This is a genomic window from Paenibacillus donghaensis (assembly GCF_002192415.1).
In the GTDB taxonomy this organism is placed as follows: Bacteria; Bacillota; Bacilli; order Paenibacillales; family Paenibacillaceae; genus Paenibacillus_AQ; species Paenibacillus_AQ donghaensis.
The window spans coordinates 3660453-3683421 of record NZ_CP021780.1; the positions used below are offsets into that span (position 1 = coordinate 3660453).

Below are 22969 nucleotides of genomic sequence, written 5' to 3' on the forward strand. Positions count from 1 at the left end.
AAATTATACCATAGTGCGTAGGCACTGACAAGTGCCAGCCCTTGACTGCCTATTGAAACAGGCCGTAAGCAGGCGATCAGAACAGGGAAAGCTGGTTGCTCTCGGGCAAGCCGCGGAAGCAGCCCATTCCGGTCAGAAGCTCCACAATAGTCTTGCTGGCCTTGGATTTCTGCTGGAAATCCTCAATCGAAAGGAACTCTCCGGCGTCCTTGGCGGCGGCGATATTATAGGCCGCATTCTCCCCGATTCCCGCCAGCGCGGAGAACGGAGGAATCAGGCTCTTGCCGTCCACAATAAAGGTATCGGCTTCGGAGCGGTAGAGGTCAATATTCTTGAAGGCGAAGCCGCGCGCAGTCATTTCCAGTGCCATTTCGAGAATCGGCAGCATCGCCTTCTCCTTCGGCAGCGCCTGGAAGCCCTTCTGCTCAATCTCAACGATCTGGCGGCCGATGGCTTCATAGCCCTTGCAGCAGAGATCAATATCGAAATCAGCTGCCCTTACCGTAAAGTAGGTCGCATAATATTCGATCGGATAATACAGCTTGAAGTAGGCAGTACGGACGGCGGAAATGACATAAGCGGCCGCATGCGCTTTTGGAAACATGTATTGGATCTTAAGGCAAGAATCAATGTACCACTGCGGCACCTTGCATTTCTTCATTTCATCGATCCACTCGGGAGGCAGACCCTTCCCTTTACGCACACTTTCCGTAATCTTAAAGGCCAGCCCTGCGTCCATGCCTGCCTTATAAATCAGGAAGAGCATGATGTCATCGCGGCAGCCAATTACGGTCTTGATGTTGCAGGTGTTGTTCTTGATCAGATCCTGCGCATTCCCCAGCCACACGCCGGTGCCGTGGGACAGCCCCGAAATCTGCAGCAGATCGGCGAAGGTGGAGGGCTGTGCTTCCACAAGCATCTGGCGCACGAACCTGGTGCCCATCTCCGGCACGCCGTAGGTGGCTACCGGTGTACGGATCTGCTCCGGTCTTACACCCAGCGAATCCGTGGAGTTGAACATGCTCATCACCTTGGGATCGTTCATTGGAATAGACGTCGGATCGACCCCGGTCAGATCCTGCAGCATCCGCATCATGGTCGGATCATCGTGACCGAGGATATCAAGCTTCAGCAGGTTGGCGTCGAAGGCGTGATAGTCAAAGTGTGTCGTCTTCCACTCGGATGTGACATCATCCGCCGGGTACTGCACAGGTGTAATATCTTCAATCTCCATATAATCAGGTAAGACAACAATCCCGCCGGGATGCTGGCCGGTGCTGCGCTTGACGCCTGTGCAGCCTGCCGCGAGACGCCCAACCTCCGCTCCGCGCCAGCGCTTCTGGTGATGCTCCTCATATTTCTTCGCGAATCCAAATGCGGTCTTCTCAGCTACCGTACCAATCGTACCCGCCCTGAACACATTGTCCGGTCCAAACAGCACCTTCGTGTAGTTATGGGCATTCGGCTGATACGCCCCCGAGAAGTTAAGGTCAATATCGGGAACCTTGTCGCCCTTGAACCCGAGGAACGTCTCGAACGGAATATCCTGCCCTTCACCGGTCAGCTTGCCTCCGCAGTCGGGGCAGGTTTTGTCAGGCAGGTCGAAGCCGCTGGGCACACTGCCGTCCAGGAACCATTCACTGTGCCGGCATTCTGCGTTGCGGCAGATATAATGCGCCGGCAGCGGGTTAACTTCGGAGATGCCGAGGAAGGTCGCGACCACCGAGGAGCCTACGGAACCACGGGAACCTACGAGATAACCGTCCTGATTGGATTTTTTAACCAAGCGCTCCGAGATCAGATAGTTGGCCGAGAAGCCGTATTTGATAATCGGCGCGAGTTCTTTTTCCAGACGCGCTATAACCACCTCAGGCAGCTCCTCGCCATAAATCGACTTCGCTGTGTTGTAGCAGGTCTCGCGGATCTCCTCGTCGGCACCGTCGATAATGGGCGTGTACAGCTTCTCCGGGAACAGCTCCAGCTCCTCGAAGCGCTCAGCCAGCTCAACGGTGTTCTTAACGACTACCTCAAAGGACTTCTCGCTGCCAAGGAATTCGAATTCCTCCAGCATCTCCTCGGTAGTGCGGAAATGGGCATCCGGCTTGCGCTGGTCCTTCAGCGGGCTGAACCCGGTAATGCCATTGATCGTGATGTCCCGGAACAGCTTGTCGCGCGGCTCCAGATAGTGCACGTTGCCGGTGGCAATGACCGGCTTGTTCAGCTGCTCGCCAATCTCGCAGACCTTGCGCAGCGAAGCGCGCAGCTCGTCCGGACTCGCCACAAATCCCTTGTCCACCAGATGCATATACATCGTCAGCGGCTGGATCTCCAGCACATCGTAGAACTGAGCCACTTCTGTAGCTTCCTCCACGGTTTTGTTCAGCACGGCTTCAAAAAACTCGCCCCGCTCACAACCCGATATAATCAGCAAACCGTCCCGCAGCTCCTCCAGCTTGGACTTCGGAATACAAGGCACTCGTTTGAAATATTGAGTATGCGAGAGAGAAATCAGCTTGTACAGATTCTTCTTGCCGGTCTGATTCAGCGCATAGATACAGCAGTGGAACGGGCGGGCAGTGGACAGATCATTCCCTACATAATCGTTCAGCCGCTCCAGCCGGGTCATGTTCTTCAGCTTCTCGGCGTCAGCCAGCAGGCCGGTCAGAATCCCCCCTAGCGCCACGGTATCGTCAATCGCACGGTGATGACTCTCCAGCAGCACTTTGTACTTGTCGGCCAGGGTATTCAGCCTGTGGTTCTTCATCTTCGGGAATAGCAGCCGTGCCAGCTCCAGCGTATCCAGCGAAGGGTTCTGCAGCGTGGGCAATCCCAGCTTGAGCAGCGAGGCCTGAATGAAACCCATATCGAATCTGGCATTATGCGCCACCAGAATGCTGTCGCCCACGAAATCAACGAAGCCATGCAGCACCGGCTCCAGATCAGGAGCATCCCTGACCATTTCATCGGTGATATTGGTGAGTTGCTGGATATGGTAAGGAATCTTCTCATGCGGGTTAACAAAAGTCGAGTAACGGCCGAGTTCCTTGCCCTCGGACATTTTGATCGCCGCCAGCTCCGTAATATTGTTGCGGGTAATCGACAGACCGGTGGTCTCGATATCGAACACGACATAGGTAGCTGTCTTCAGGTCCAGCGGCTGGGCATTCTCCACAATATTCACCGAGTCATTGACCACATTGGCTTCTACGCCATAGAGCATCTTGATCTTGTTCTTATGCGCCGAATGGTTGGCATCCGGGAAAGACTGCACCCCGCCGTGGTCCGTGACCGCAATCGCCTGATGGCCCCATCTGGCGGCCGTCTTGATATACGCGTCGATTGTAGCCACCGCGTCCATCGTGCTCATCGTGGTATGCAGGTGGAACTCCACCCGTTTCTGCGGAGCGTTGTCCTTGCGGGCAACAGGCGCTTTTACCTCAGAGAGATCCGAAGGGATCATCACCAGCTCCGGAATCTGCATAAACCGGTCGTATTCCACCTTGCCGCGAGCTCTAACCCATTTGCCGTTGGCCAGCTGACTCATGATCTTCAGGTCTTCCTTAGTCTTGGCGAACATCTTCATCTGCAGCGAATCACTGAAATCGGTCAGACTGTAGGTGAACAAGGTACTGCCGTTGCGCAGCTCCTTGCGGTCCAGGCCAAAAATCGTGCCCTGAATCGTAATCTTCTTCTCTTCGTCCTGAATATCGACAATTGGAACCGGCGGTTCCTTGATCTCATAACCCACCTGCAGACGCACCACTTCATTCGGATCGCCTTCCTCTTCCGAGCTCTCCGGCTCAGAAGCGGTCATCAGCTCAACCAGCTCACGTTCCTCCTGCTGAACCTTTTGCTGCAGCTCTTCGTATACGTTAACCGGAGTCTCATGCTCCGCCATTTGCACCTTAACTTTAAGCACAAGCCCGAAATATTTCTCATAAAAGCGGATTATCGCCCCGTCGATGCCTTTTTTGCGCGCCAGCGTAAGGGAAGTGGAATCACTCATCGTCAGCAGCAGCGTGCCGTCCTTCAGCTCCTGAACGGAGCGGGTCAGCCACCCGTTGACCGAAGGAATCTCGCGGTGCACCCACTCCAGAAACAATGCCCAGTATTCGGCCACCAAGTCCGCTCTATCCACCTGCTCATCATATTGAAACAGGAAGCTTACTTTGGCAATATGCTGCAGCTTCTCCCGCATTCTGAGGCAAAAGGTGCGGTACACCTGAGCCGGAACAAGCGTCTCCTTGAAGATTACAATCTGCCAGTCCCGGTTGCCCCGACTGATCTCCACCCGTTCAATCCTGCCATCCAAAAAGTAGGGATCTATCAGCGCAGGCGGTATTTCCCCTTGCTTCATCAAGAGCTCGAACCTTTTTCTTCTCTCCGTGTTCTGTTCCATGCTTTCCCCCCACCTTACTAGAACCTTGCCGGAAGCAACTCTATGAAAATAAAGATATAACTAGTCAGCTCTGCCGCAAAGATGATAAAAAGCTCCCGGCCACAAAAAGCACTTGGGTGTTTATGCCCGCCGACTCCTCTGCCAGAAGCTATATTATACTCCTAAACGACTATCAATGGTTACTCCGCTATTAATAAGCCTTGGCAAATACCACCGTATGCTGGGCAGGTTCGCCGCAGCAGATGCAGACCTGCTTGGTTTCTGCCGGGTTAAACGGAATGTTGCGACTGGTAGCGCCAGTCTCTTCCTTCACCTGTGCTTCACATGCGTCCGAGCCGCACCAGCCGGCCAGGGCGAAACCGCGTTTCTGCTCCATCGAGGCATTCATCTCTTCCAGCGTATCTACGGAATAGAAGTGATCCTCCCGGAATTTCAGCGCACGCTCGAACATCTCCTGATGCACCTGCGCAAGCAAGGTCTTGATTTCTTCTACCAGGTTGTCCTGCTGTACAATCTTCTTCTCGCCGCTGACGCGGGAGACCAGCACGCAGACTCCGTTCTCCATATCACGCGGGCCCAGCTCCAGACGGATTGGCACACCGCGCATTTCGTATTCATTAAACTTCCAGCCTGGAGTCACATCGGCACGGTCGTCGACACCCACGCGCACACCAGCAACCTTCAGCTCCTGGAACAGCTCATCGGTCCGTCCAATTACCGCTTCACGGGTCTTCGGAGGTCCAATCGGAATCATGATCACCTGGGTAGGCGCTACCTTAGGCGGCAGGACCAGACCACGGTCATCCCCATGCACCATGATCAGCGAGCCGATCAGGCGGGTGGTTGTGCCCCATGAGGTTGTATGCGCATATTCGAGCACATTGTCACGGTTCAGATAGTTGATGTCAAAGGCAACGGCAAATTTGGTACCCAAATAATGCGAGGTAGCCGCCTGCACCGCACGCCCGTCCTTCATCATGGCTTCAATGGAATAGGTATCCACCGCTCCGGCGAACCGCTCCGAAGGGGTCTTCTGGCCGGTAATTACCGGAATTGCCAGATAGGTCTCTACGAAATCACGGTAGTTGTCCAGCATCGCCATCGTCTCTGCACGGGCTTCCTCTTCGTTCTCATGGGCGGTATGCCCCTCCTGCCACAGGAACTCTGTGGTGCGGATGAACGGCAGCGTACGCTTCTCCCAGCGCACTACATTGGCCCACTGGTTGATCAGCACCGGCAGGTCACGGTAAGACTGAATCCATTTCGAATACATATGTCCGAACATGGTTTCCGAGGTTGGACGGACCGCCAGGCGCTCCTCCAGCTTGTCCCCGCCGGCTTCAGTTACCCAAGGCAGCTCAGGGTTGAAGCCTTCAATATGATCCTTCTCCTTCTGGAAGAAGCTCTCCGGGATAAACAGCGGGAAATAGGCATTGCGGTGCCCGGTCGCTTTCAGACGACGGTTCATTTCCTCCTGGATATGCTCCCAGATTTCATAGCCGTCCGGCTTGAAAACGATACAGCCGCGTACCGGAGAATAGTCCATCAGGTCCGCTTTTTTGATCACATCAATGTACCAGCGTGAGAAATCTTCCGCCTGCGGCGTAATTTCGGTTACGAATTGTTTATCTTTTGCCATGTAAAGGAATTCCTCCTGAATAGAAACAGCAGGACCCCGCTTCTGCAAGGAGGGCCTGTGCTTCTGTGTAAATAGATTCTGAGCAATGATTTATCCGCTGATCAGCCGTAAAATATCATTATAGGTAACAGCAATCATCAGCAGAAACAGCATGGCGAATCCGACAAAATGGACCATACCCTCGTGGCCCGGGTCCACCGGTTTGCCGCGCAGTGCCTCCACCCCGAGGAAGGCCAGACGGCTACCATCCAGAGCCGGAATCGGCAGCAGATTAAAGATTCCCAGATACAGGCTCAGAATCGCCGCCCATCGGGTGAGGTATTCAATGCCCTGCTGGGCAATCTTGCCGGTAATTTCAAACGTGCGCACCGGTCCGCCGATATCGTTCATGTTGAATTTATTAATCAGCTGCTTGAAACCAAGGAAGATCGCTTCGGTAGTGTTGACCATCTCTACACCTGAGAATTTGATGGTTTCACCAAACCCGGCATTCCGGCTGGGCAGCTGGGGAGAGATCCCGATTTTGCCACCTTCCTGATCAGGCATGCTGCGGGGAACCAAGGTTACGTTAATCGGCTGATCCTCGCGGATCAGGGTCCACTTCATTTCCTTGCCTTCCGAAGCAGCAGTCAGATCAATCATCTTCTGGTAGTCGGCACCAATCTTGACACCGTTCACCGTATCGATGATATCCCCCTCCTTCAATCCGGCTTCTTCTGCAGGCATCCCCTTGGAAACTTCGCCAATCTGCACATAGGTCGGGTTCTCAACCGGCACCCCCACCATCTGAATATAGACAGCGAACAGAATGAAGGCAAGCAGGAAATTCATTACAGGCCCGGCTACAATCGCCAAAGCGCGCTGTCCGACGGTTTTGCTGCCAAATTGGCGGTCTTTGGGTGCAATCTGCGTCTGCTGTGTTCCCTTGATCATCATCGCTTGCGGATGAACATCGTAGGTTGTAACATCGCCATCCACATCCAGCCGGATCTTCAGCTCATTCTCAAGATCTGTATATTCGGCCTCGCCGCGGATCACATTCTTGCGCGTATCGAGAGCATCCAGATATATATTCTTGACCTTGTTGTCCTGGCCGAGCCTTACGGCAATCATCTGTCCGGCTCCAATCTCAACAATCTCGGGATCTTCACCGGCCATGCGGGCATATCCGCCAAAAGGCAGCAGACGAAGCGTGAACTGGGTTTCATTGCGTTTATAGGAAAACAGTTTCGGACCGAAACCAATCGCAAACTCTCTGACCAGAATACCGGCGCGTTTGGCAAAATAATAATGTCCCCATTCGTGAACGGTCACAAGGACAAAAAACATCAGCACCGTCAAAAAAACGACCTGAACCATTTCCATGCGTTACAATCCCCCTTTAGGTGTAAGACCGAAGTATGTCCTCTTAATTTATCATTATTCTCCGATCAGGCACAAGAGAATCAATCGCCACGACCTATTTTTAGGGAAAACAGATTTCTCCAGGGCTTACAGCTTGGCTGCGATCTGGCGGGCAGCGGAGTCGCAGAACTCAATCTGCTCAAGATCAGGGTCCGATGTGTTGACATGCTGCTCAAGCACTCCGGCAATGATCTGCTCAATCCGCAGGAAGGGGATCTCATGCCGCAGGAAACGGGCTACAGCCACTTCATTGGCCGCGTTAAAGGCGGTTGTGGCTGTCCCTCCGGCACGTCCACAGTCCATTGCCAGCTTCAGGGCAGGGAAACGCTCATAATCCATCTCGCGGAACGTCAGGCGGCCCACCTCTGCCAGCGACAGACGCTGAGCTGGAGACTTCCAGCGCTGTGGATACGTCAGCGCATACTGAATCGGGACGCGCATGTCGGGATTCCCAAGCTGGGCAATGATGCTGCTGTCGCAGAACTCCACGTAAGAATGGATTATACTCTCGGGATGCAGCACTACCTCTATCTGGTCATAGGGCAGACCGAACAGGAAGTGGGCTTCTATCACCTCAAGCCCCTTATTCACCATCGTCGCCGAATCTATGGTGATCTTGGACCCCATACTCCAGTTAGGATGGCGAAGCGCATCTTCCACCGTCACGTGCTCCAGCTGTTCCCGGGTATAGTCCCGGAACGAACCTCCCGAAGCCGTTAGGGTAATCGCGGCAACGTCACCTACATTCTCCCCGTTCAGACACTGAAAAATAGCGGAATGCTCACTGTCAATCGGCAGCAGCTTAACGCCTTTGCGCGCTGCAAGTGCTGTAACCAGATGGCCTGCGGTGACCAGTGTTTCTTTGTTGGCCAGTCCGATATGCTTGCCCGCCTCGATGGCGGCAATCGTGGACTGAAGCCCCACGCTGCCCATAACGGCCGTTACCACCAAGTCCGCATCACCGCCGGCAGCCACCTCCACCAGTCCTTCACTGCCGCTGTACAGCTTGGTCCCGGAAGGAAGCTCACCGCGGATCACCTCGGCAAGCTCAGGAGTGGATACGGAAACTCGGCGCGGCTGGAAACGGCGGACCTGCTCCAGCAGCAATGAAATGTTGCTGCCTGCCGCAAGCCCGTCCACTTCAAAAGCATCCGGATGCATGGCGATCACATCCAGCGTCTGGGTACCAACGGAGCCGGTACTGCCTAGAATCGAAATTTTTCTCAAGGTAATCCCTTCTCCCTTTCGTTAATAGTAAGGCATCAGCATTACGATATGTACGAACGGAAATACGATAATCCAGCTGTCGCAGCGGTCCAGAATACCGCCATGACCCGGCAACAGGGTACCGGAATCCTTAATACCGTACACCCGCTTATAGGCAGATTGTACAAGATCTCCAAGCTGGCCTAGTACGGCGCAAGACAGCCCAATGAGCAGTGCCCGTCCAAACGTCAGCAGATCAGGAAAACAAAAAGCAAAAATGATCGAAATGAGTACAGAGATCAGTACACCGCCGACTGCGCCTTCTACGGTTTTGTTTGGGCTGATTGCAGGCCACAGCTTATGCTTGCCCAGACTTCTGCCGACAAAATATGCACCGGCATCACTGCCCCAGATGCAGAATAGCAGCAGGAATGTCCAAACCAGCCCATGACCGTCTCCCGAGGAACGGGTAATGCCCATATAGGAGAATCCCATTCCTATGTACACAATTCCGGTAAACAGCATCGCTGTTATTTTGATATCCATTTTGTTTCTGGTGAATACGGTCAGCAGCAGGAACAGCAGCAGCAGCAGCCAGATCCCCTGCTCCCAGCTGAAAAGGATAGAAATTTCAAGCAGCTTCCACGGAATCATAAAACAAAGCACACTGATATAGCCTATAATAGCTGTTGCGCCGGCTACAGACGTACCAGTCATTTTGACGAACTCATAATATCCTACAAGAGCCATGGCAGCTAGCAACAGCTGGTACGGCCAGCCTCCCAACAAGCATAAACCCAAAAAAATGGCACCGGCGGTTATACCGGTAATCAATCGCTGCTTCAAAGGTCCCATCTCCTGTCAAGCTACTTCAGCCCGCCATAACGGCGTGTCCGGCGCTGATATTCTGCCACGGCCTGGTGCAGATGCTCTTTGCTGAATTCCGGCCAATATACATCGGTAAACCACAGCTCGCTGTAAGCCAGCTGCCATAACATAAAGTTGCTGAGCCGCATTTCGCCGCTGGTACGGATCAGCAGATCCGGGTCAGGCAATCCACCGGAGAGCAGCCGCTGGTCAATCAGCTCGGCTGTAATATCTTCCGGCGTTAGCAGACCGGCCTGTATGTCTCGCCCAAACCCGCGCATGCAATCCTCAATCTCCTTGCGGCCGCCGTAATTAAGCGCAAAATTCAGGATTAGTCCACTATTGCCGGAAGTCCGGGCTACCGCCTCTTCCATCGCTTTGCGGGTATAGGAAGGCAAGCCTTCGGTATCTCCCATTACGCGGACGCGCACGTTTTTTTCTATCAGCTCATCAAGCTCAATGGCCAGAAACTCCTCCGGCAGACGCATCAGGAATTCAACCTCATCCTTCGGCCGTTTCCAGTTCTCTGTCGAGAATGCGTACATGGTCAGGAACTCTACACCCAGCTCGTCTGCTGCGATGGTTGCCCGCTTAACCGCCTTCATTCCGTTCCGGTGACCAACGATCCGCGGCAAGCCGCGACGTTTGGCCCAGCGTCCGTTGCCATCCATGATTACAGCCACATGCCGGGGAATATTGTCCGGTGAAATCTCGACTGGCTGCTGCCTGTCTTTACGGCTCAGCCATGCTTGAACCCGTTTGATCATTTCCGTTTCCTCCATGCTCTCTTCTCAGAAAGAGACAAACCCCACCAGTAACGGAGGGGCCTCTAGTCTCTTGGATATCTCAAACTTCCATTATTTCCTTTTCCTTGGACAAGAGCACTTTGTCGACTTCAGCAATAAACTTATCTGTTGTCTTCTGGATGTCTTCTTGATGTCCGTGGGATTCATCCTCCGAAATGCCGTTTTTCTCCAATTTCTTGATATCATCATTGGCATCGCGGCGGATGTTGCGGATCGCAATCTTTCCTTCTTCACCGAATTTCTTGGTTAGCTTCACCAGATCATTCCGGCGCTCCTCAGTCAGTGCCGGAATGGACAAGCGGATAATGGTTCCGTCATTGGCCGGCGTTAGGCCTAGATCGGATTTCATAATCGCCCGTTCAATTTCGGATAACGAGGTTTTGTCCCAAGGCTGGATCAACAAGGTCCGGCTATCCGGCGTGCTGACATTGGCCAGCTGGTTAATCGGAGTAGGCGAACCGTAATATTCTACCTGAATGCGGTCCAAGAGTGAAGCAGAGGCGCGGCCTGCACGCAAGGTGGCCAGATCGCGTCTCAGCGACAGAATCGCTTTCTCCATTCGCTCTTCTGCACTTTTTTTGATGGATTGAGGCATTAATCTACACTCCCTTTAACAATCGTCCCGATCTTCTCACCGAGAACGACGCGTTTGATATTGCCTTGCTGCGTAATGGCAAACACAATGAGCGGTATATTGTTATCCATGCACAATGAGGAGGCGGTGGAATCCATTACGCCGAGATTCTTGTTCAGCACGTCCATGTAAGTGAGCTGTTCGTATTTCTCGGCGGTGCTGTCCTTGAACGGATCAGCGGAGTAGACGCCGTCTACTTTGTTCTTAGCCATCAGAATAACTTCGGCTTCGATCTCGGCGGCCCGCAGCGCTGCGGTAGTATCTGTCGAGAAGAACGGATTGCCTGTTCCTGCGGCAAAAATCACGACCCGGCCCTTCTCCAGATGACGGATGGCCCGGCGACGGATGTAAGGCTCTGCGATCTGCTGCATGGAAATTGAAGTCTGCACCCGTGTAGGCACATCGATCTGCTCCAGCGCATCCTGAAGGGCCAGTGAGTTCATCACCGTGGCCAGCATGCCCATATAGTCGGCTGTGGCCCGGTCGATACCGCTTGCACTGCCGGCAATTCCGCGCCAGATATTGCCTCCTCCGCAGACGATGGCAACCTGGACTCCCAGCTCGACAACCTCCTTGATCTGCTCCGCGATGGAGATAATCATATCGGCGTCAATCCCATATCCATTTTGTCCCGCCAGCGACTCTCCGCTAACCTTAAGGACGACTCTCTTAAATACCGGCTGTTCCAATTGTATACCCTCACTTTCTTACAAAAGACGGAACACTACGTGTTCCGCTCTTCTGATGCTCGCCTATGTTTAGTTCAGTTCGAACGGTAATGTATGGTGCTGTGCCGGTGTTTATTGGTTAACTTGTGCCATTACTTCTTCAACAAAGTTGTCGACTTTCTTTTCCAGGCCTTCGCCCAGCTCGTAGCGGGCAAAACGACGAATGGAGATGTTCTCGCCGATCGTGCTGATTTTTTCATTCAGCAGCTGGGAGATGGTTTTGTCAGGGTCTTTAATGAAGGACTGCTCAAGCAGGCAATATTCTTCATAGAATTTGCTGATGCGGCCTTCAACCATTTTTTCAACAATTTTCTCAGGTTTGCCTTCGTTCAGCGCCTGAGCTTTGAGGATTTCTTTTTCTTTCTCTACTTCTTCCTGCGGCACTTCTTCACGGGTAATATAACGTGGGTTAGCTGCAGCAATGTGCATTGCAATATCGCGTGCAAATGCCTTGAACTGGTCTGTCAGAGCTACGAAGTCAGTTTCGCAGTTGATTTCCACAAGCACGCCAATACGGCCGCCAGCGTGGATATACGATTCTACAACGCCTTCGGTTGCTACACGTCCTGCTTTGTTTGCAGCGGCGGACAAACCTTTTTCACGAAGCAATTCAGCGGCTTTGGTGATGTCGTTGTTTGCTTCTTCCAGCGCCTTTTTACAATCAAGCATTCCGGCGCCTGTTCTTTCACGAAGTTCTTTAACTGCTTTTGCGTCTACTGCCATTGTTATTCCCTCCAAATAGTTATCGTTGTTATTCAAGCTTCAAGCTCTATTATCCCAAGTAGAAGCGGCTTCGTCGCCCTCTATAAATCGTATGCTTCCGAAGCAGCGATACTACGTATCGCTTTCAGGTATCCGTTTCTGCAAGAAGTAGAAGGATAAATTATGAGGTAAAACTTATAACCTCTTATACTTTAAAAAAAGGGCAGTGAGAGGTTATCCACCTGCCAACCACCCTTTTGATTTAAGTTCTTGTTTAGTTCAATGAAATACTATGCTTAAGCTGTAGTTGTGTCTTCGCCCTGGTGGGCTTCTACAACAGCGTCAGCCATCTTGCCAGTCAACAATTTCACGGCGCGGATAGCGTCGTCGTTGCCCGGAATCACATAGTCGATTTCGTCTGGATCACAGTTGGTATCAACGATAGCCACGATAGGAATACCCAATTTGCGAGCTTCCGCAACAGCGATGCGCTCTTTACGCGGGTCAATGATGAACAGCGCGCTTGGCAGACCTTTCATGTTCTTGATGCCGCCCAGGAATTTCTCAAGACGATCTTTCTCTTTGCGGAGAAGGATAACTTCTTTCTTAGGCAATACTGCAAAGGTACCGTCTTCTTCCCAAGCTTCCAGTTTCTTCAGGCGATCAATACGCTTCTGAATAGTGGAGAAGTTGGTAAGAGTACCCCCGAGCCAACGTTGGTTAATGAAGAACATTCCCGAACGTTCAGCTTCTTCTTTCACGGAATCCTGAGCCTGTTTCTTTGTTCCTACGAATAGGATTGTGCCGTTGTCGCCAGCGACGCTTTTTACAAAGTTGTAAGCTTCTTCTACCTTCTTGACCGTTTTCTGCAGGTCAATAATGTAAATTCCGTTTCTTTCAGTGAAGATATAACGATCCATCTTTGGGTTCCAACGACGAGTCTGGTGACCGAAGTGTACCCCAGCTTCTAGAAGCTGTTTCATGGAGATTACTGCCATCTTCACACACCTCCTAATTTTGGTTTATTGTGTGTCTCCTCCGCCATGCGTCATCTTCCTGCAAGACTTTCTTCAGAAGAAAGCACCCCTTGCGAGAAATCAACCGGCGTGTGTTATAACACCGTCAATTACTATATCATATTCATTCATGGGATGCAATGCCTACTTCACCGTAATCAGCTGATCAATGATAGAATCAAAGCTTTCATCCTCTTTGAAGCTGTAAGTGCCGTACTGGATCACCTTATTTATCTTCCGCTTATTGGCGGCGGCAAGGAACTGTTCCCTATCCTTAACCACACCGGCGGCGCTCAGCAGATTAGCGGTTTTGCTGAGGTTGGCTCCGCTCGGGATGCGGACGGAGATGACCCCGCTTGCCGCAGGTGTTGCTGGAGCAGCAGCAGAAGGCGCAGGGCTTACAGCAGGCGGCTTAGCCTCTGCAGCAGCAGCCGCTGAGGGCGCCACAGGTGTAGAGGCCGCCTGCGGATCGGCCGCAGTGCCCGGGGACGCCGCCGGGGAAGGAGAGGCGGCCTCAGCCGGTGCTGACGGCGCGGCAGGGGGTGGAGAAGCCTCAGCCGCTGCATCGACAGGCTGAGGAGTCGCTACGCTGTCCTCCGGCGAAGGTGAAGGCGAAGCACCTGCTTCGCTGACGGTCAGTCCAAGCTTGGCAGCCTCCTGAGCAAGCTGCTCCCTGGACAACGGAGCAGCTCCTCCTGAAATCATCAGCTGGAGCAGCAGCGCACCCAATATCAGCCCTGTTCCAAGCCCAAACAGAAACGAACGGTTCTTCATCATCCCGTCTCCTCCTGTTTGGCCAGTTGCAGAATCAGCTGGACTTCACCCCGCTGCAGACCAGCCGTCTTGGCAATCGAATCTATCGATTTGCCCTGCTCATGCAGTTCAAACAGCCGTGGATAACGCAGTTTGATGGAACTGACAGGTTTGGCGGGAGCAGCAGGCGGCTCCTCCTTCATTGCTTCTGCAGGCTTGGTGACTACAGAGGACGTTGCTGCATTTGCGATTATTCGTTCGAACGCTGCGGCAAGCTCGCCGAGCCCTTTCTCCTCAGCGGAAACGCGGGAGGCCAGCTGAACCGAACCGGTCTGCAGCTCTGCCAGCTGTTTCTTCAGCTCATTGATCTGCTCCTGCATCCCGTTCTGATTGGACTGGGTCTGCTGCTTGATGCTGCCAACCAGCTGCACAAGCTCATCATTCTCACGCTCTATGTCAGCCATGTACAGCTCAAGCGCAGCTTCTGTCTCTTTCAGATTCTGTATTTGCGCCTTCCCTTCCTTGGCACGTGCCGGAAGAGTCAGCGCATACAGAATAGCCGCTGCGCCGACCAGCACAATATATACCCATGGTTGCAAGTTCCTTGTCTCCTTTACTGTCAATTAGCCAGCAGAGGCATGTCCTACAGGCTAAGGTCAATACGTTTGCCTTTGTAGGGGTGCTCGGCAGGAGCAATATTCTCCTGCTGCTGCCGCCTCTCCCCGGAAGAATGTCCTCCCTGGTGATTGCCGCGACCGCCATCCTCACGCAGAGCGCCTTCAGCAGATTCATCCACACCGGAGCTGCGCTGTGCCTGCTCCTGGCTCGTCTTCACATTCTGACCGGCCAGCTGCTGCTGGTCAATAAGCGGCCGCTGCTGGATTTCATTCTGCACCTTGCCGGCCTCTGTAGTGCGGGGCAAGGCAATCTGCAGCTCTACCGGTTTCAGGCTCATAATATCCCTCTTCTCACAAGTAATGGCCGGCTGCTAGCGCTGCCCGCCTTATTAATTGTATGGCACCAAAGATATGTCGCCTTCGCTGTAGATAAATCGGACGCGTTCTGTCGGGTCCTTGACAAACCTGGTATAACGGCCAATTACTATTTTGGAGCCGCCGTAAATCGTCTTTATCACTTCTACTCTGGCTCTGCCCGTGTCCTCAAGCATTCTTTCAATTTCCAGCACACGTTCCTTGATCCGCTTCTCTTCGCGCATATGCGACTGCTTGGTAGCATTAAGCTTCACGCGCAGCGCAACCTTATCAGGCGAGAGCTGTCCATTGTTCGCCAGCTGATTAAGCAGGTACAGCGCCTTGGAGGTCTTGTCCTCATTGTCCAGCAGCTGACGCAGCTGCTGGCGCAGGTCATTGATCTCATTTCTCAGCTCCGGTACCACACCGACTTCGATTACTGTAGTCGTGGACATGGAGTTGCCAATGGTGCGGGCTATGACCCGTTCGCCTGCCTGGATGGTTCCGCCGACAATCAGACCTTTGGCTCCGTTACATATGACATCTCTGCCTGCACGGATGTTCGAATGCATGATGCTCTGGGATACAACGACATCTTCGCCGGAAGTCACATTGCCGTCCTGAATGAATGACACCTTCACATTCTGGGCAGCACGGACCAGCCCTTTATTATATCCGATGATTCCGCCCGTAATCTCGATCGACCCGCCGGAAATCAGCTCTGCACCTTCCACACCGCCGACTACACGGATATCTCCGGCAGATTTGACCGTGAATCCGGTAAGCACATTGCCGCGGATGACAACCGTGCCCACAAAATCGATATTGCCCGTGCTGTAGTCCACATCTCCGTTCACTTCATAAACCGGAAAGACGTTGATCTTCCCCTTCTCGGTAAGCGTAACCAGACCGTCGATTGCCGCATACATGGAGGTTTCCTCGTTGTCGATCAATACATTTTTGCCGATTTTGAAACGGGCTTCTTTACCTGGCTTGAAGGCCAGCGGTTCACCGGTTACCGTCTTACCCGGCTTGCCGGGCTGGGGAGGAATAATCTGGGCAATCAGCTGTCCTCTGATTACATTGTGGAGCCGTACCAGGTCCTTATAATCAACTTTACCATCCGCCTTCTCCAGCGGCTTGCGGTCTTCGCCCAAATCCATGGCAAAAACCATTCGTCCATCTGTGCCGTTCACCGCAGGCTCTCCAATTGCAATAGGTACTCTGCTCGCAAAATATTCCTCAGGATTGCTGCAGATACGCCGCACCATATCATTCTGGATACCAAGAACAATGTTATGACTGCGCAGGAAGCTCTCCAGGTCTTCAGCCGTACAGGCGAATCCCTCTTCTTTCTTGGAGAACTGAAGGTAAGCGATCTCCTTGTCCTCCGAAAAAGAAACTTTCATGTATTGATTCAAAGCATAATGACCGATCATGTTATGCCCCCCTTAGTCACCGCCGCCCGGTTAATCGTTTTGCATAAGGAGATCACGGTTTTTCTCCAATGTTCCCCTCAGCCGCAAAATGGCCTTGGAATGAAGCTGCGAGATGCGTGAAGGCGACAACGACATGACCTCCGCAATTTCGCTTAAAGATAAATCCTCATAATATAAAAGGGACACTACGGTCCGTTCTTTCACCGTTAGTTTCTCAATGCCTTTGGTCAGCATATCGCGTAAATAGAACTCATTGACTTTGCGGTCCGGATTCTTGGCTTTATCGTCCACCAGTATGGACATCCGGGTTTCGGATTCTTCTTCTCGGATGGGGTCTTCCAATGAGCATAGTGACATTACCGCCACATCTTGCAGCATATTTTGAAACTCCGGTTCGCTGATATTCAAATATTTACTCATTTCCTCGTCGCTGACAGAACGCAGATATTTCTGTTCCAGCTGCTGGTAGGCATCTTCGATCTTCTTGGCCTTCTCACGCACCGATCGGGGTACCCAGTCACTCTGGCGCAAGGAATCCAGAATCGCACCGCGCACCCGCCAGGAAGCGTAGGTCTGAAATTGCAGTCCCCGCTTGTAATCAAATTTCTCCATGGCGTCGATCAGACCCATAATGCCGTTGCTGGCCAGATCATCCTTCGATACATTTTTGGGCAAACCTACAGCCAGACGGCTTGATACATAATCTACAATATGGAGATAACTTTCAATCAGCTTCTTTTTGGCTTCGGGATCACCTTGCTCTTTCCACTGTTCCCATAACCTGTCTGTTTCCGGTTGAGAAGCTTTACGCTCGTTCAATAGCTTTCACCCTTCCCAAAGTTTTGTCAGCGATACGTCTTACGGCGAAGAGCTCCCCTACCTTGGGGGTAGGATAACCGGCTTTTCGCCTCAGCACTCGCTTATTCTTCTTTCAGGTGACGAACGGCCTTGGCCAATTCTTCAGGATCTTTCATGGATACCAGCTTGGGAGGCTGCAGTGGCTTGAAATCCTCTGCTGCCGGTTCTTCCGGTCCCGGCTTTTGCTTAAGCAGGTTTAGCAGTTCCTCGTCTTCATCAGGTGCCCTGACATCCAGCTGGCCGCCAAGCGCATCCGCTGCGGAGTCTTGGTCCAAACCGGCTTCCTCGGGCGGTGCGGATGGTTGGAGGATAGAACCCAATACCCATCTTAGCAGAAATGCAAGCAGAAACCACACGATAAAGGCAAAAACACCACGTGTCAAGCTAGTCATCAGTAAATTGTTGCTATATGTCACAAAAAAAGTGAATAAGAAGCCGATACATCCGGACAACACATTGATCAGCAGGTTACCTATCATAATTATAATTCCTTTGAGCCTTTTTGCACACTGCGGATAAACAAGACTCCTGTGCTACAGGCGATTTCAATCGTACGGCCGTAGTTGCCGCCGGTGTCTTCAGCAATCAGAGGAATTCTTAACATCTCCAGGGCAAGCTTGCAGGATTCCACATTCCGAGGCCCGATCCTCATGGTGTCGCTTCCTCCGGCAAAAGCAAACATTTGTGATCCCCCTGCCATCTTGGCCACGATCCGGCTGCGAATCGCGCCAAGCGCAAGCAATCTGTTCAAAAGCTCAGGCACAGCAGTATCGGCAAATTTTGCGATATTCAGTTGTCCTTCACGGGCAATATCAGAGGAGGGCAGCATAACATGCGCCATACCCGCCAGCTTCTTGCCCGGATCGAATAACGTCAACCCTACACAGGAGCCAAGCCCAGTGGTACGGATCAGGCTCACCTGGCTTCCTACATTCAGATCTGCCATTCCCACTTTAATAATGCTTTGTTCTTCAATCATTATCGAAAGGAACTCCCAGCGATTTGAATATCTTCGGGAATGATTCCGGATCGGGAATGAGGAAAAATTGCCCTTCTATTTCGTTGTTTCCCTCCAGGAAGGTGGTATCAATCAACAGGGCGTCATCCCCCATCTGGCCAAATTGCAGCAGTCCATATCCCAAAATCGCCCCTGCCATATCCATAGCCAGCGCCGGGACCGTAGGGTACATCGTCAAGGAGGTGAAATCCGCCAGGGAAGACAGATAGGAGCCGGCCAGAATATTGCCGATTTCGCTGAGTGCGGACAACTCCATCTCACTAAGCTCTTCGGAAACTCCTACATCGATTCCGGCAATTCGGCTCAGCAGGTTCTTGGCCGCTTCAGGTGAAAGGATAAAGAAAAGATTGCCTGGAGCATCGCCTTCGACGCGCAGAAACACTGCATACACCAGTTCCTCCGCACCGCCGACCTTATCTGTAATTTCCTCGAAGTTCAGTAGCTGTACCTTGGGAACGGCCATGTCGATAGGCTTATTCAAGAGCTGGGACAACGCGGTGGCAGCGTTGCCGGCTCCAATATTGCCGATCTCCTTCAGCACATCCATTTTAAAATCCTTAAAATGCTTGAACAGCTCCACGGGTTAGCCCTCTAAACTTTCCAACTGCACGATTTCGCTCTTATTGAGCACCTCGGACAAGTTGAGCATGATCAGCAGACGGTCATCTCCGATTTTGGCCACCCCGTCCAGATACTTCGCTCGGATGCCGCCTACCACATCCGGAGGTGTGTCGATGGAATCTCTGTCCAGATCAATTACATCATTCGCCGAGTCCACGATAAATCCGGCTTCGATCTCGTTAACCGAGACAATAATGATGCGGGTCTGGTCGGTATACTCGGCCTCTTCGATGCCAAAGCGGCCGCGCAGATCAATTACCGGAATAACGACACCGCGTAAGTTGATTACACCTTTTATGAAAGCGTAGGTCTTGGGAACACGGGTAATCGGCATCATGCGCTCGATCGTCTGCACCTTTTCCACTTCGATTCCGTATTCCTCTGTGCCTAATTTAAACACGATCACTTTAATCTCTTCAGCCATGGAATGAACCTCCTTGTTCTATCCTAGTTATTTAATGAAAGCGTTCGGATCAATGATGAGTGCAACCTGCCCGTCTCCGAGAATGGTAGCCCCCGAAATCCCCTGGATCTCAGGCAAATATTTGCCCAAATTCTTAATAACAATCTCATTCTGTCCAATGAAATCCTGAACAGCCATTGCAACCAGACGCTCGCCCTTGCGGACCACCACAATCTCTGTTTCCTCTTCGGTGCTTTCATCAAAGTCAGCCACAGAGAACAGCTTGCTGAGGGAAACCAGCGGGATATGGGTGTTGCGGAACTCCACCATCCGGTTGCCGTGAATGGTACGAATCTTGGACTGCTGCACAATTCCGGTCTCGACAATCGAAGACAGCGGAATCGCGTATTTCTCGGAGCCAAGCCGGATCAGCATAGCGGCAATGATCGACAGGGTGAGTGGAAGCTGTACCGAGAAGTTGGTGCCTTTGCCCGGGGTGGAATAGATCGTGACGTTGCCGCCGAGCGAAGAGATCTTCGATTTGACCACATCCAGCCCGACACCGCGTCCCGATACATCGGAGATAACCTCGGCAGTGCTGAAGCCCGGAGCAAACAGCATTTGGTAGGCTTCATCATCAGACATGCCTGCGGCCTGTTCCTCGGTTAGGATGCCTTTTTTGATTGCCGATTTCAACACCTTCTGCGGATAAATGCCTGTGCCGTCCTCTTCAATCTCAATGAACACATGATTGCCGCTGTGGAACGCCCGCAGGTGTACGGTACCGGTCTCCGACTTGCCGGCAGCGACCCGGTCGGCAATCGATTCAATCCCATGGTCCACTGCGTTGCGCAGCAAATGCACCAGCGGATCGCCAATCTCATCAATAACGGTGCGGTCAAGCTCGGTTTCCGCGCCGGTAACGATCAGGTCCACCTTCTTGTCCAGAGACTTGGCCAAATCGCGCACCATGCGGGGAAACCGGTTAAATACGGTATCCACAGGAACCATGCGCAGCTTCATGACAATATTCTGCAGGTCACCGCTGACACGGCCCATGTGCTCAACCGTTTCAGTCAGATCGCCGTTCTGAACCTCCGAAGCCAGCTGTTCCAGCCGCACCCGGTCGATCAACAGCTCGCTGAACAGGTTCATCAGCACATCCAGACGTTCAATATCCACCCGGATGGTCCGTGAAGGCGCTCCGCCGGTTTTGACCGGCGCAGTTCTGGCGCCCTCCTCACGGGCAGCCGAAACGTTCGCTGTTGCCGCAGGAGCAGCAGTTGCCGGTGCAGACTCGGCCGGTGCTGCTGTAGCTGCCGTCTCGGCTGCGGCCGTATCCTGTCCAAGCTGGCGCAGGGATTCCTGGTCAAGCGCTACCGCCGTCACATTCTCAATCTCTGAAAGATTGAGAATCATCGCCTGAATCTCCGGCGCCGCCTTCTGGGTTATGTAATAGAGCGAGAAGCCATAATCAAATTTCTCCTGCTCTATGTCCTGAACCGAAGGAAAGGATTTGACCACTTCACCGGAACGCTCCAGCAAATCAAACACCATATATGCGCGCACTGCTTTGAGTTGACAATCCTTACGAATCGAAACGTCAACATACATGACCTGGTGGCCTTCCTGGATGGACTGCTCCAGTACGGAGAACTGGAATTCATCCAGCGCCATGGAGGTTTCGGTTGCAGGGGCAGCAGCGCTTGCCGCTGGAGCTGCTCCGCTGGCACTAGGAACTTCACCGCGAACAATCGCCTGGAGCGAGGCTACAATCTCTGATACGTCAGCCTTGCCTTCCCCGCCAGCGGTAATATTCTCTACCATGGACTCCAGCGCATCCAAGCTTTTGAACAGCGTGTCAAAAATGAAATCCTGCATCTTCAGCTTGTTGTTGCGGACCAGATCGAGCACGTTCTCCATCTGATGCGTAAGTGATGCCAAATCCTCAAAGCCCATTGTAGCTGCCATACCCTTAAGTGTATGGGCGGAGCGAAAGATTACCTGTACGATGCTCAGATCCTCAGGATTTGCTTCCAGTCCCATCATACTTTCATTCAGTGACTGCAGATGATCATTTGACTCATCAATAAACATGGATAAATATTGGTTCATGTCCACTAACGAGCACCTCCCCTTCGAGTTCGCTTTTCCGTTATTTAACGGCTTGCACCAGCCTTGGAGCAATTTCTTGCAACGGCAGGATATATTTGACACACTGCAGCTCCACTGCGGAACGCGGCATGCCGTAGACGACACAGGTCTCTTCACTCTCGGCAAAAGTGGAAGTTACGCCCGAGTCGTATAGAGCCTTCATCATCCTCGCTCCATCACTGCCCATTCCCGTCATGATGACGGCGTGGCGCTCCAGAGCAGTGAGTGGAATCAGCGATTCGAACAGCACGTCCACCGACGGACGGTGGCCGTTGCGTGCCTCTTCTTTAGTCAGCGCAAGGGCATATTGTCCGCCCGTGGCTGGGACTACCTCAATATGGAAGCCTCCCGGCGCTATATAGGCGGCGCCTTGCCGCAGGATCATGCCCTGCTCGGCTTCCGCCACTTCCAGCGGGCTGAACGTATTCAGGCGCTGGGCCAGCGATTTGGTGAAATTGGGCGGCATATGCTGCACAATGACTACCGGCGCCGGGAAATCCGCCGGAATATTCTCCAGCAGCGCCTTAAGCGCCCGCGGTCCGCCTGTTGAGCAGCCAACGGCAACCAGCTTGCTCAGACCGCCGGCTCGGCGGCTGGCTGCGGCTGGTGCCTGCGGCTGCGACGGTGCTGCCGGCGGCTGAGCCGCTGCCTTCCGGGTCTCCTTGGAGGCCCGGGGCTTGACCGGCTCGGCTGCTGGCTTCAGCGGCTTGCGGGCAACTTCCGGCTGCTGGGTTGTCTTGCCTTCCGGCAGCACCTTGCGTTCTGGCAACTGCCGCAATTCCGGCTTGCCGCGTGCAGGCAGCCCTGAGGCAGCCGGGGACATTCCGGGCCCGCTTCTACTGGTACCGGGAGAAGAAGCACTGCCCTTTGCCTGTGCAGCAGGCGGATGGGCTGTCTCCTGCACCGGCGGCGCCTTGAGCGCGGAGGCTCTTGCTTCCCGCTGCTGGCGGGCCAGCATAGCTTCATTCATCTGCTCCCGGAGTGACTCTCCAACTGCCGTAATATCCTGTGAGCTTGAGATTGAAGGCTTGCGAATGAAGTCGAATGCCCCCCACTCCAGCGCCAGGATCGTTTCTTTCATGCCTTCTTCATTGATGCCAGACACCATAATTACCGGCAGCGGATGCTCGGCCATCAGGATCTTGAGTGCTTCAAGCCCATTCATTTCCGGCATCTCCACGTCCATGGTTACCAGATCGGGGGACAACCGATTTACTTTGTCCAGTGCCTCGCGGCCATTCGCGGCGGTGGCCGTCACCTGAAAATTCTGATCCTGTTCTATTAAATCGGAAATGATCTTGCGCATAAATGCAGAATCATCAACAACTAAAACTTTATATGGCTTCATATC

At 52.9% G+C, this 22969-nt stretch carries 21 protein-coding genes; all 21 read right to left on the minus strand.

Annotated features, from left to right (window positions below; all coding sequences use genetic code 11):
* Nucleotides 1-76: 76 nt before the first annotated feature.
* Nucleotides 77-4399 (minus strand): PolC-type DNA polymerase III, encoded by a 4323-nt coding sequence (locus tag B9T62_RS16280; RefSeq protein ID WP_087916223.1) that lies wholly within the window; start codon nt 4397-4399, stop codon nt 77-79.
* 190 nt (nt 4400-4589) lie between these two features.
* On the minus strand, nt 4590-6038 hold the full coding sequence (gene proS, locus B9T62_RS16285; RefSeq protein WP_087916224.1) for a proline--tRNA ligase: 1449 nt from the start codon (nt 6036-6038) through the stop codon (nt 4590-4592).
* A 90-nt stretch (nt 6039-6128) separates the two neighbouring features.
* Entirely contained in the window at nt 6129-7403 is a 1275-nt protein-coding gene (gene rseP / locus B9T62_RS16290) for an RIP metalloprotease RseP (RefSeq protein WP_087916225.1), read from the minus strand.
* A gap of 126 nt (nt 7404-7529) precedes the next feature.
* Nucleotides 7530-8669 (minus strand): 1-deoxy-D-xylulose-5-phosphate reductoisomerase, encoded by a 1140-nt coding sequence (locus B9T62_RS16295; protein WP_087916226.1) that lies wholly within the window; start codon nt 8667-8669, stop codon nt 7530-7532.
* 21 nt (nt 8670-8690) lie between these two features.
* Complete coding sequence (locus B9T62_RS16300; protein WP_087916227.1) at nt 8691-9494, minus strand: phosphatidate cytidylyltransferase; 804 nt, start codon at nt 9492-9494, stop codon at nt 8691-8693.
* Between the two features lie 20 nt (nt 9495-9514).
* Complete coding sequence (locus B9T62_RS16305) at nt 9515-10282, minus strand: undecaprenyl pyrophosphate synthase (protein ID WP_087916228.1); 768 nt, start codon at nt 10280-10282, stop codon at nt 9515-9517.
* A 79-nt stretch (nt 10283-10361) separates the two neighbouring features.
* Complete coding sequence (gene frr, locus B9T62_RS16310) at nt 10362-10916, minus strand: ribosome recycling factor (RefSeq protein WP_087916229.1); 555 nt, start codon at nt 10914-10916, stop codon at nt 10362-10364.
* A complete protein-coding gene (pyrH, locus tag B9T62_RS16315; RefSeq protein ID WP_087916230.1) occupies nt 10916-11644 on the minus strand; it encodes a UMP kinase in 729 nt (242 codons plus the stop codon). Before pyrH ends, frr begins: the two co-directional genes overlap by 1 nt.
* 111 nt (nt 11645-11755) lie before the next feature.
* Nucleotides 11756-12406 (minus strand): translation elongation factor Ts, encoded by a 651-nt coding sequence (tsf, locus tag B9T62_RS16320; protein ID WP_087916231.1) that lies wholly within the window; start codon nt 12404-12406, stop codon nt 11756-11758.
* A gap of 275 nt (nt 12407-12681) precedes the next feature.
* Nucleotides 12682-13383 carry a 30S ribosomal protein S2 gene (gene rpsB, locus B9T62_RS16325; RefSeq protein WP_087916232.1) on the minus strand — a complete coding sequence of 234 codons (702 nt, stop codon included), beginning with the start codon at nt 13381-13383 and terminating at the stop codon, nt 12682-12684.
* Between the two features lie 162 nt (nt 13384-13545).
* Nucleotides 13546-14178, minus strand: coding sequence for an endolytic transglycosylase MltG (locus B9T62_RS16330; RefSeq protein WP_087916233.1), 633 nt, complete (start codon nt 14176-14178; stop codon nt 13546-13548).
* Nucleotides 14175-14753 (minus strand): hypothetical protein, encoded by a 579-nt coding sequence (locus tag B9T62_RS16335; RefSeq protein WP_087916234.1) that lies wholly within the window; start codon nt 14751-14753, stop codon nt 14175-14177. Before B9T62_RS16335 ends, B9T62_RS16330 begins: the two co-directional genes overlap by 4 nt.
* A 44-nt stretch (nt 14754-14797) precedes the next feature.
* Nucleotides 14798-15109 carry a hypothetical protein gene (locus tag B9T62_RS16340; protein ID WP_087916235.1) on the minus strand — a complete coding sequence of 104 codons (312 nt, stop codon included), beginning with the start codon at nt 15107-15109 and terminating at the stop codon, nt 14798-14800.
* A 51-nt stretch (nt 15110-15160) separates the two neighbouring features.
* Complete coding sequence (locus tag B9T62_RS16345) at nt 15161-16564, minus strand: flagellar assembly protein A (RefSeq protein ID WP_087916236.1); 1404 nt, start codon at nt 16562-16564, stop codon at nt 15161-15163.
* A gap of 30 nt (nt 16565-16594) precedes the next feature.
* On the minus strand, nt 16595-17383 hold the full coding sequence (locus tag B9T62_RS16350; protein ID WP_087916237.1) for a FliA/WhiG family RNA polymerase sigma factor: 789 nt from the start codon (nt 17381-17383) through the stop codon (nt 16595-16597).
* Nucleotides 17384-17484: 101 nt separating this feature from the next.
* Entirely contained in the window at nt 17485-17901 is a 417-nt protein-coding gene (locus B9T62_RS16355; RefSeq protein WP_245864475.1) for a hypothetical protein, read from the minus strand.
* Nucleotides 17902-17903: 2 nt separating this feature from the next.
* The gene (locus tag B9T62_RS16360; protein WP_087916239.1) at nt 17904-18401 is read right to left on the minus strand and encodes a chemotaxis protein CheD; all 498 of its coding nucleotides are present in this window, start codon (nt 18399-18401) and stop codon (nt 17904-17906) included.
* Entirely contained in the window at nt 18394-18987 is a 594-nt protein-coding gene (locus tag B9T62_RS16365) for a chemotaxis protein CheC (protein WP_425436691.1), read from the minus strand. Before B9T62_RS16365 ends, B9T62_RS16360 begins: the two co-directional genes overlap by 8 nt.
* A 36-nt stretch (nt 18988-19023) precedes the next feature.
* A complete protein-coding gene (locus tag B9T62_RS16370) occupies nt 19024-19485 on the minus strand; it encodes a chemotaxis protein CheW (protein ID WP_087916241.1) in 462 nt (153 codons plus the stop codon).
* 27 nt (nt 19486-19512) lie between these two features.
* Nucleotides 19513-21585, minus strand: a complete 2073-nt coding sequence (locus B9T62_RS16375; protein ID WP_087916242.1) for a chemotaxis protein CheA — start codon at nt 21583-21585, stop codon at nt 19513-19515.
* A gap of 34 nt (nt 21586-21619) precedes the next feature.
* Nucleotides 21620-22966, minus strand: a complete 1347-nt coding sequence (locus B9T62_RS16380; protein ID WP_087916243.1) for a protein-glutamate methylesterase/protein-glutamine glutaminase — start codon at nt 22964-22966, stop codon at nt 21620-21622.
* Nucleotides 22967-22969 lie beyond the last annotated feature (3 nt).

Excerpts from the sequence above, each read along its gene's own strand:
- B9T62_RS16280 (WP_087916223.1), bottom strand. The coding sequence starts at position 4,399 with ATGGAACAGAACACGGAGAGAAGAAAAAGGTTCGAGCTCTTGATGAAG.
- proS (WP_087916224.1), bottom strand. The coding sequence starts at position 6,038 with ATGGCAAAAGATAAACAATTCGTAACCGAAATTACGCCGCAGGCGGAA.
- rseP (WP_087916225.1), bottom strand. The coding sequence starts at position 7,403 with ATGGAAATGGTTCAGGTCGTTTTTTTGACGGTGCTGATGTTTTTTGTC.
- B9T62_RS16305 (WP_087916228.1), bottom strand. The coding sequence starts at position 10,282 with ATGATCAAACGGGTTCAAGCATGGCTGAGCCGTAAAGACAGGCAGCAG.
- frr (WP_087916229.1), bottom strand. The coding sequence starts at position 10,916 with ATGCCTCAATCCATCAAAAAAAGTGCAGAAGAGCGAATGGAGAAAGCG.
- tsf (WP_087916231.1), bottom strand. The coding sequence starts at position 12,406 with ATGGCAGTAGACGCAAAAGCAGTTAAAGAACTTCGTGAAAGAACAGGC.
- rpsB (WP_087916232.1), bottom strand. The coding sequence starts at position 13,383 with ATGGCAGTAATCTCCATGAAACAGCTTCTAGAAGCTGGGGTACACTTC.
- B9T62_RS16330 (WP_087916233.1), bottom strand. The coding sequence starts at position 14,178 with ATGATGAAGAACCGTTCGTTTCTGTTTGGGCTTGGAACAGGGCTGATA.
- B9T62_RS16340 (WP_087916235.1), bottom strand. The coding sequence starts at position 15,109 with ATGAGCCTGAAACCGGTAGAGCTGCAGATTGCCTTGCCCCGCACTACA.
- B9T62_RS16345 (WP_087916236.1), bottom strand. The coding sequence starts at position 16,564 with ATGATCGGTCATTATGCTTTGAATCAATACATGAAAGTTTCTTTTTCG.
- B9T62_RS16355 (WP_245864475.1), bottom strand. The coding sequence starts at position 17,901 with ATGATAGGTAACCTGCTGATCAATGTGTTGTCCGGATGTATCGGCTTC.
- B9T62_RS16360 (WP_087916239.1), bottom strand. The coding sequence starts at position 18,401 with ATGATTGAAGAACAAAGCATTATTAAAGTGGGAATGGCAGATCTGAAT.
- B9T62_RS16365 (WP_425436691.1), bottom strand. The coding sequence starts at position 18,987 with ATGGATGTGCTGAAGGAGATCGGCAATATTGGAGCCGGCAACGCTGCC.
- B9T62_RS16370 (WP_087916241.1), bottom strand. The coding sequence starts at position 19,485 with ATGGCTGAAGAGATTAAAGTGATCGTGTTTAAATTAGGCACAGAGGAA.
- B9T62_RS16380 (WP_087916243.1), bottom strand. The coding sequence starts at position 22,966 with ATGAAGCCATATAAAGTTTTAGTTGTTGATGATTCTGCATTTATGCGC.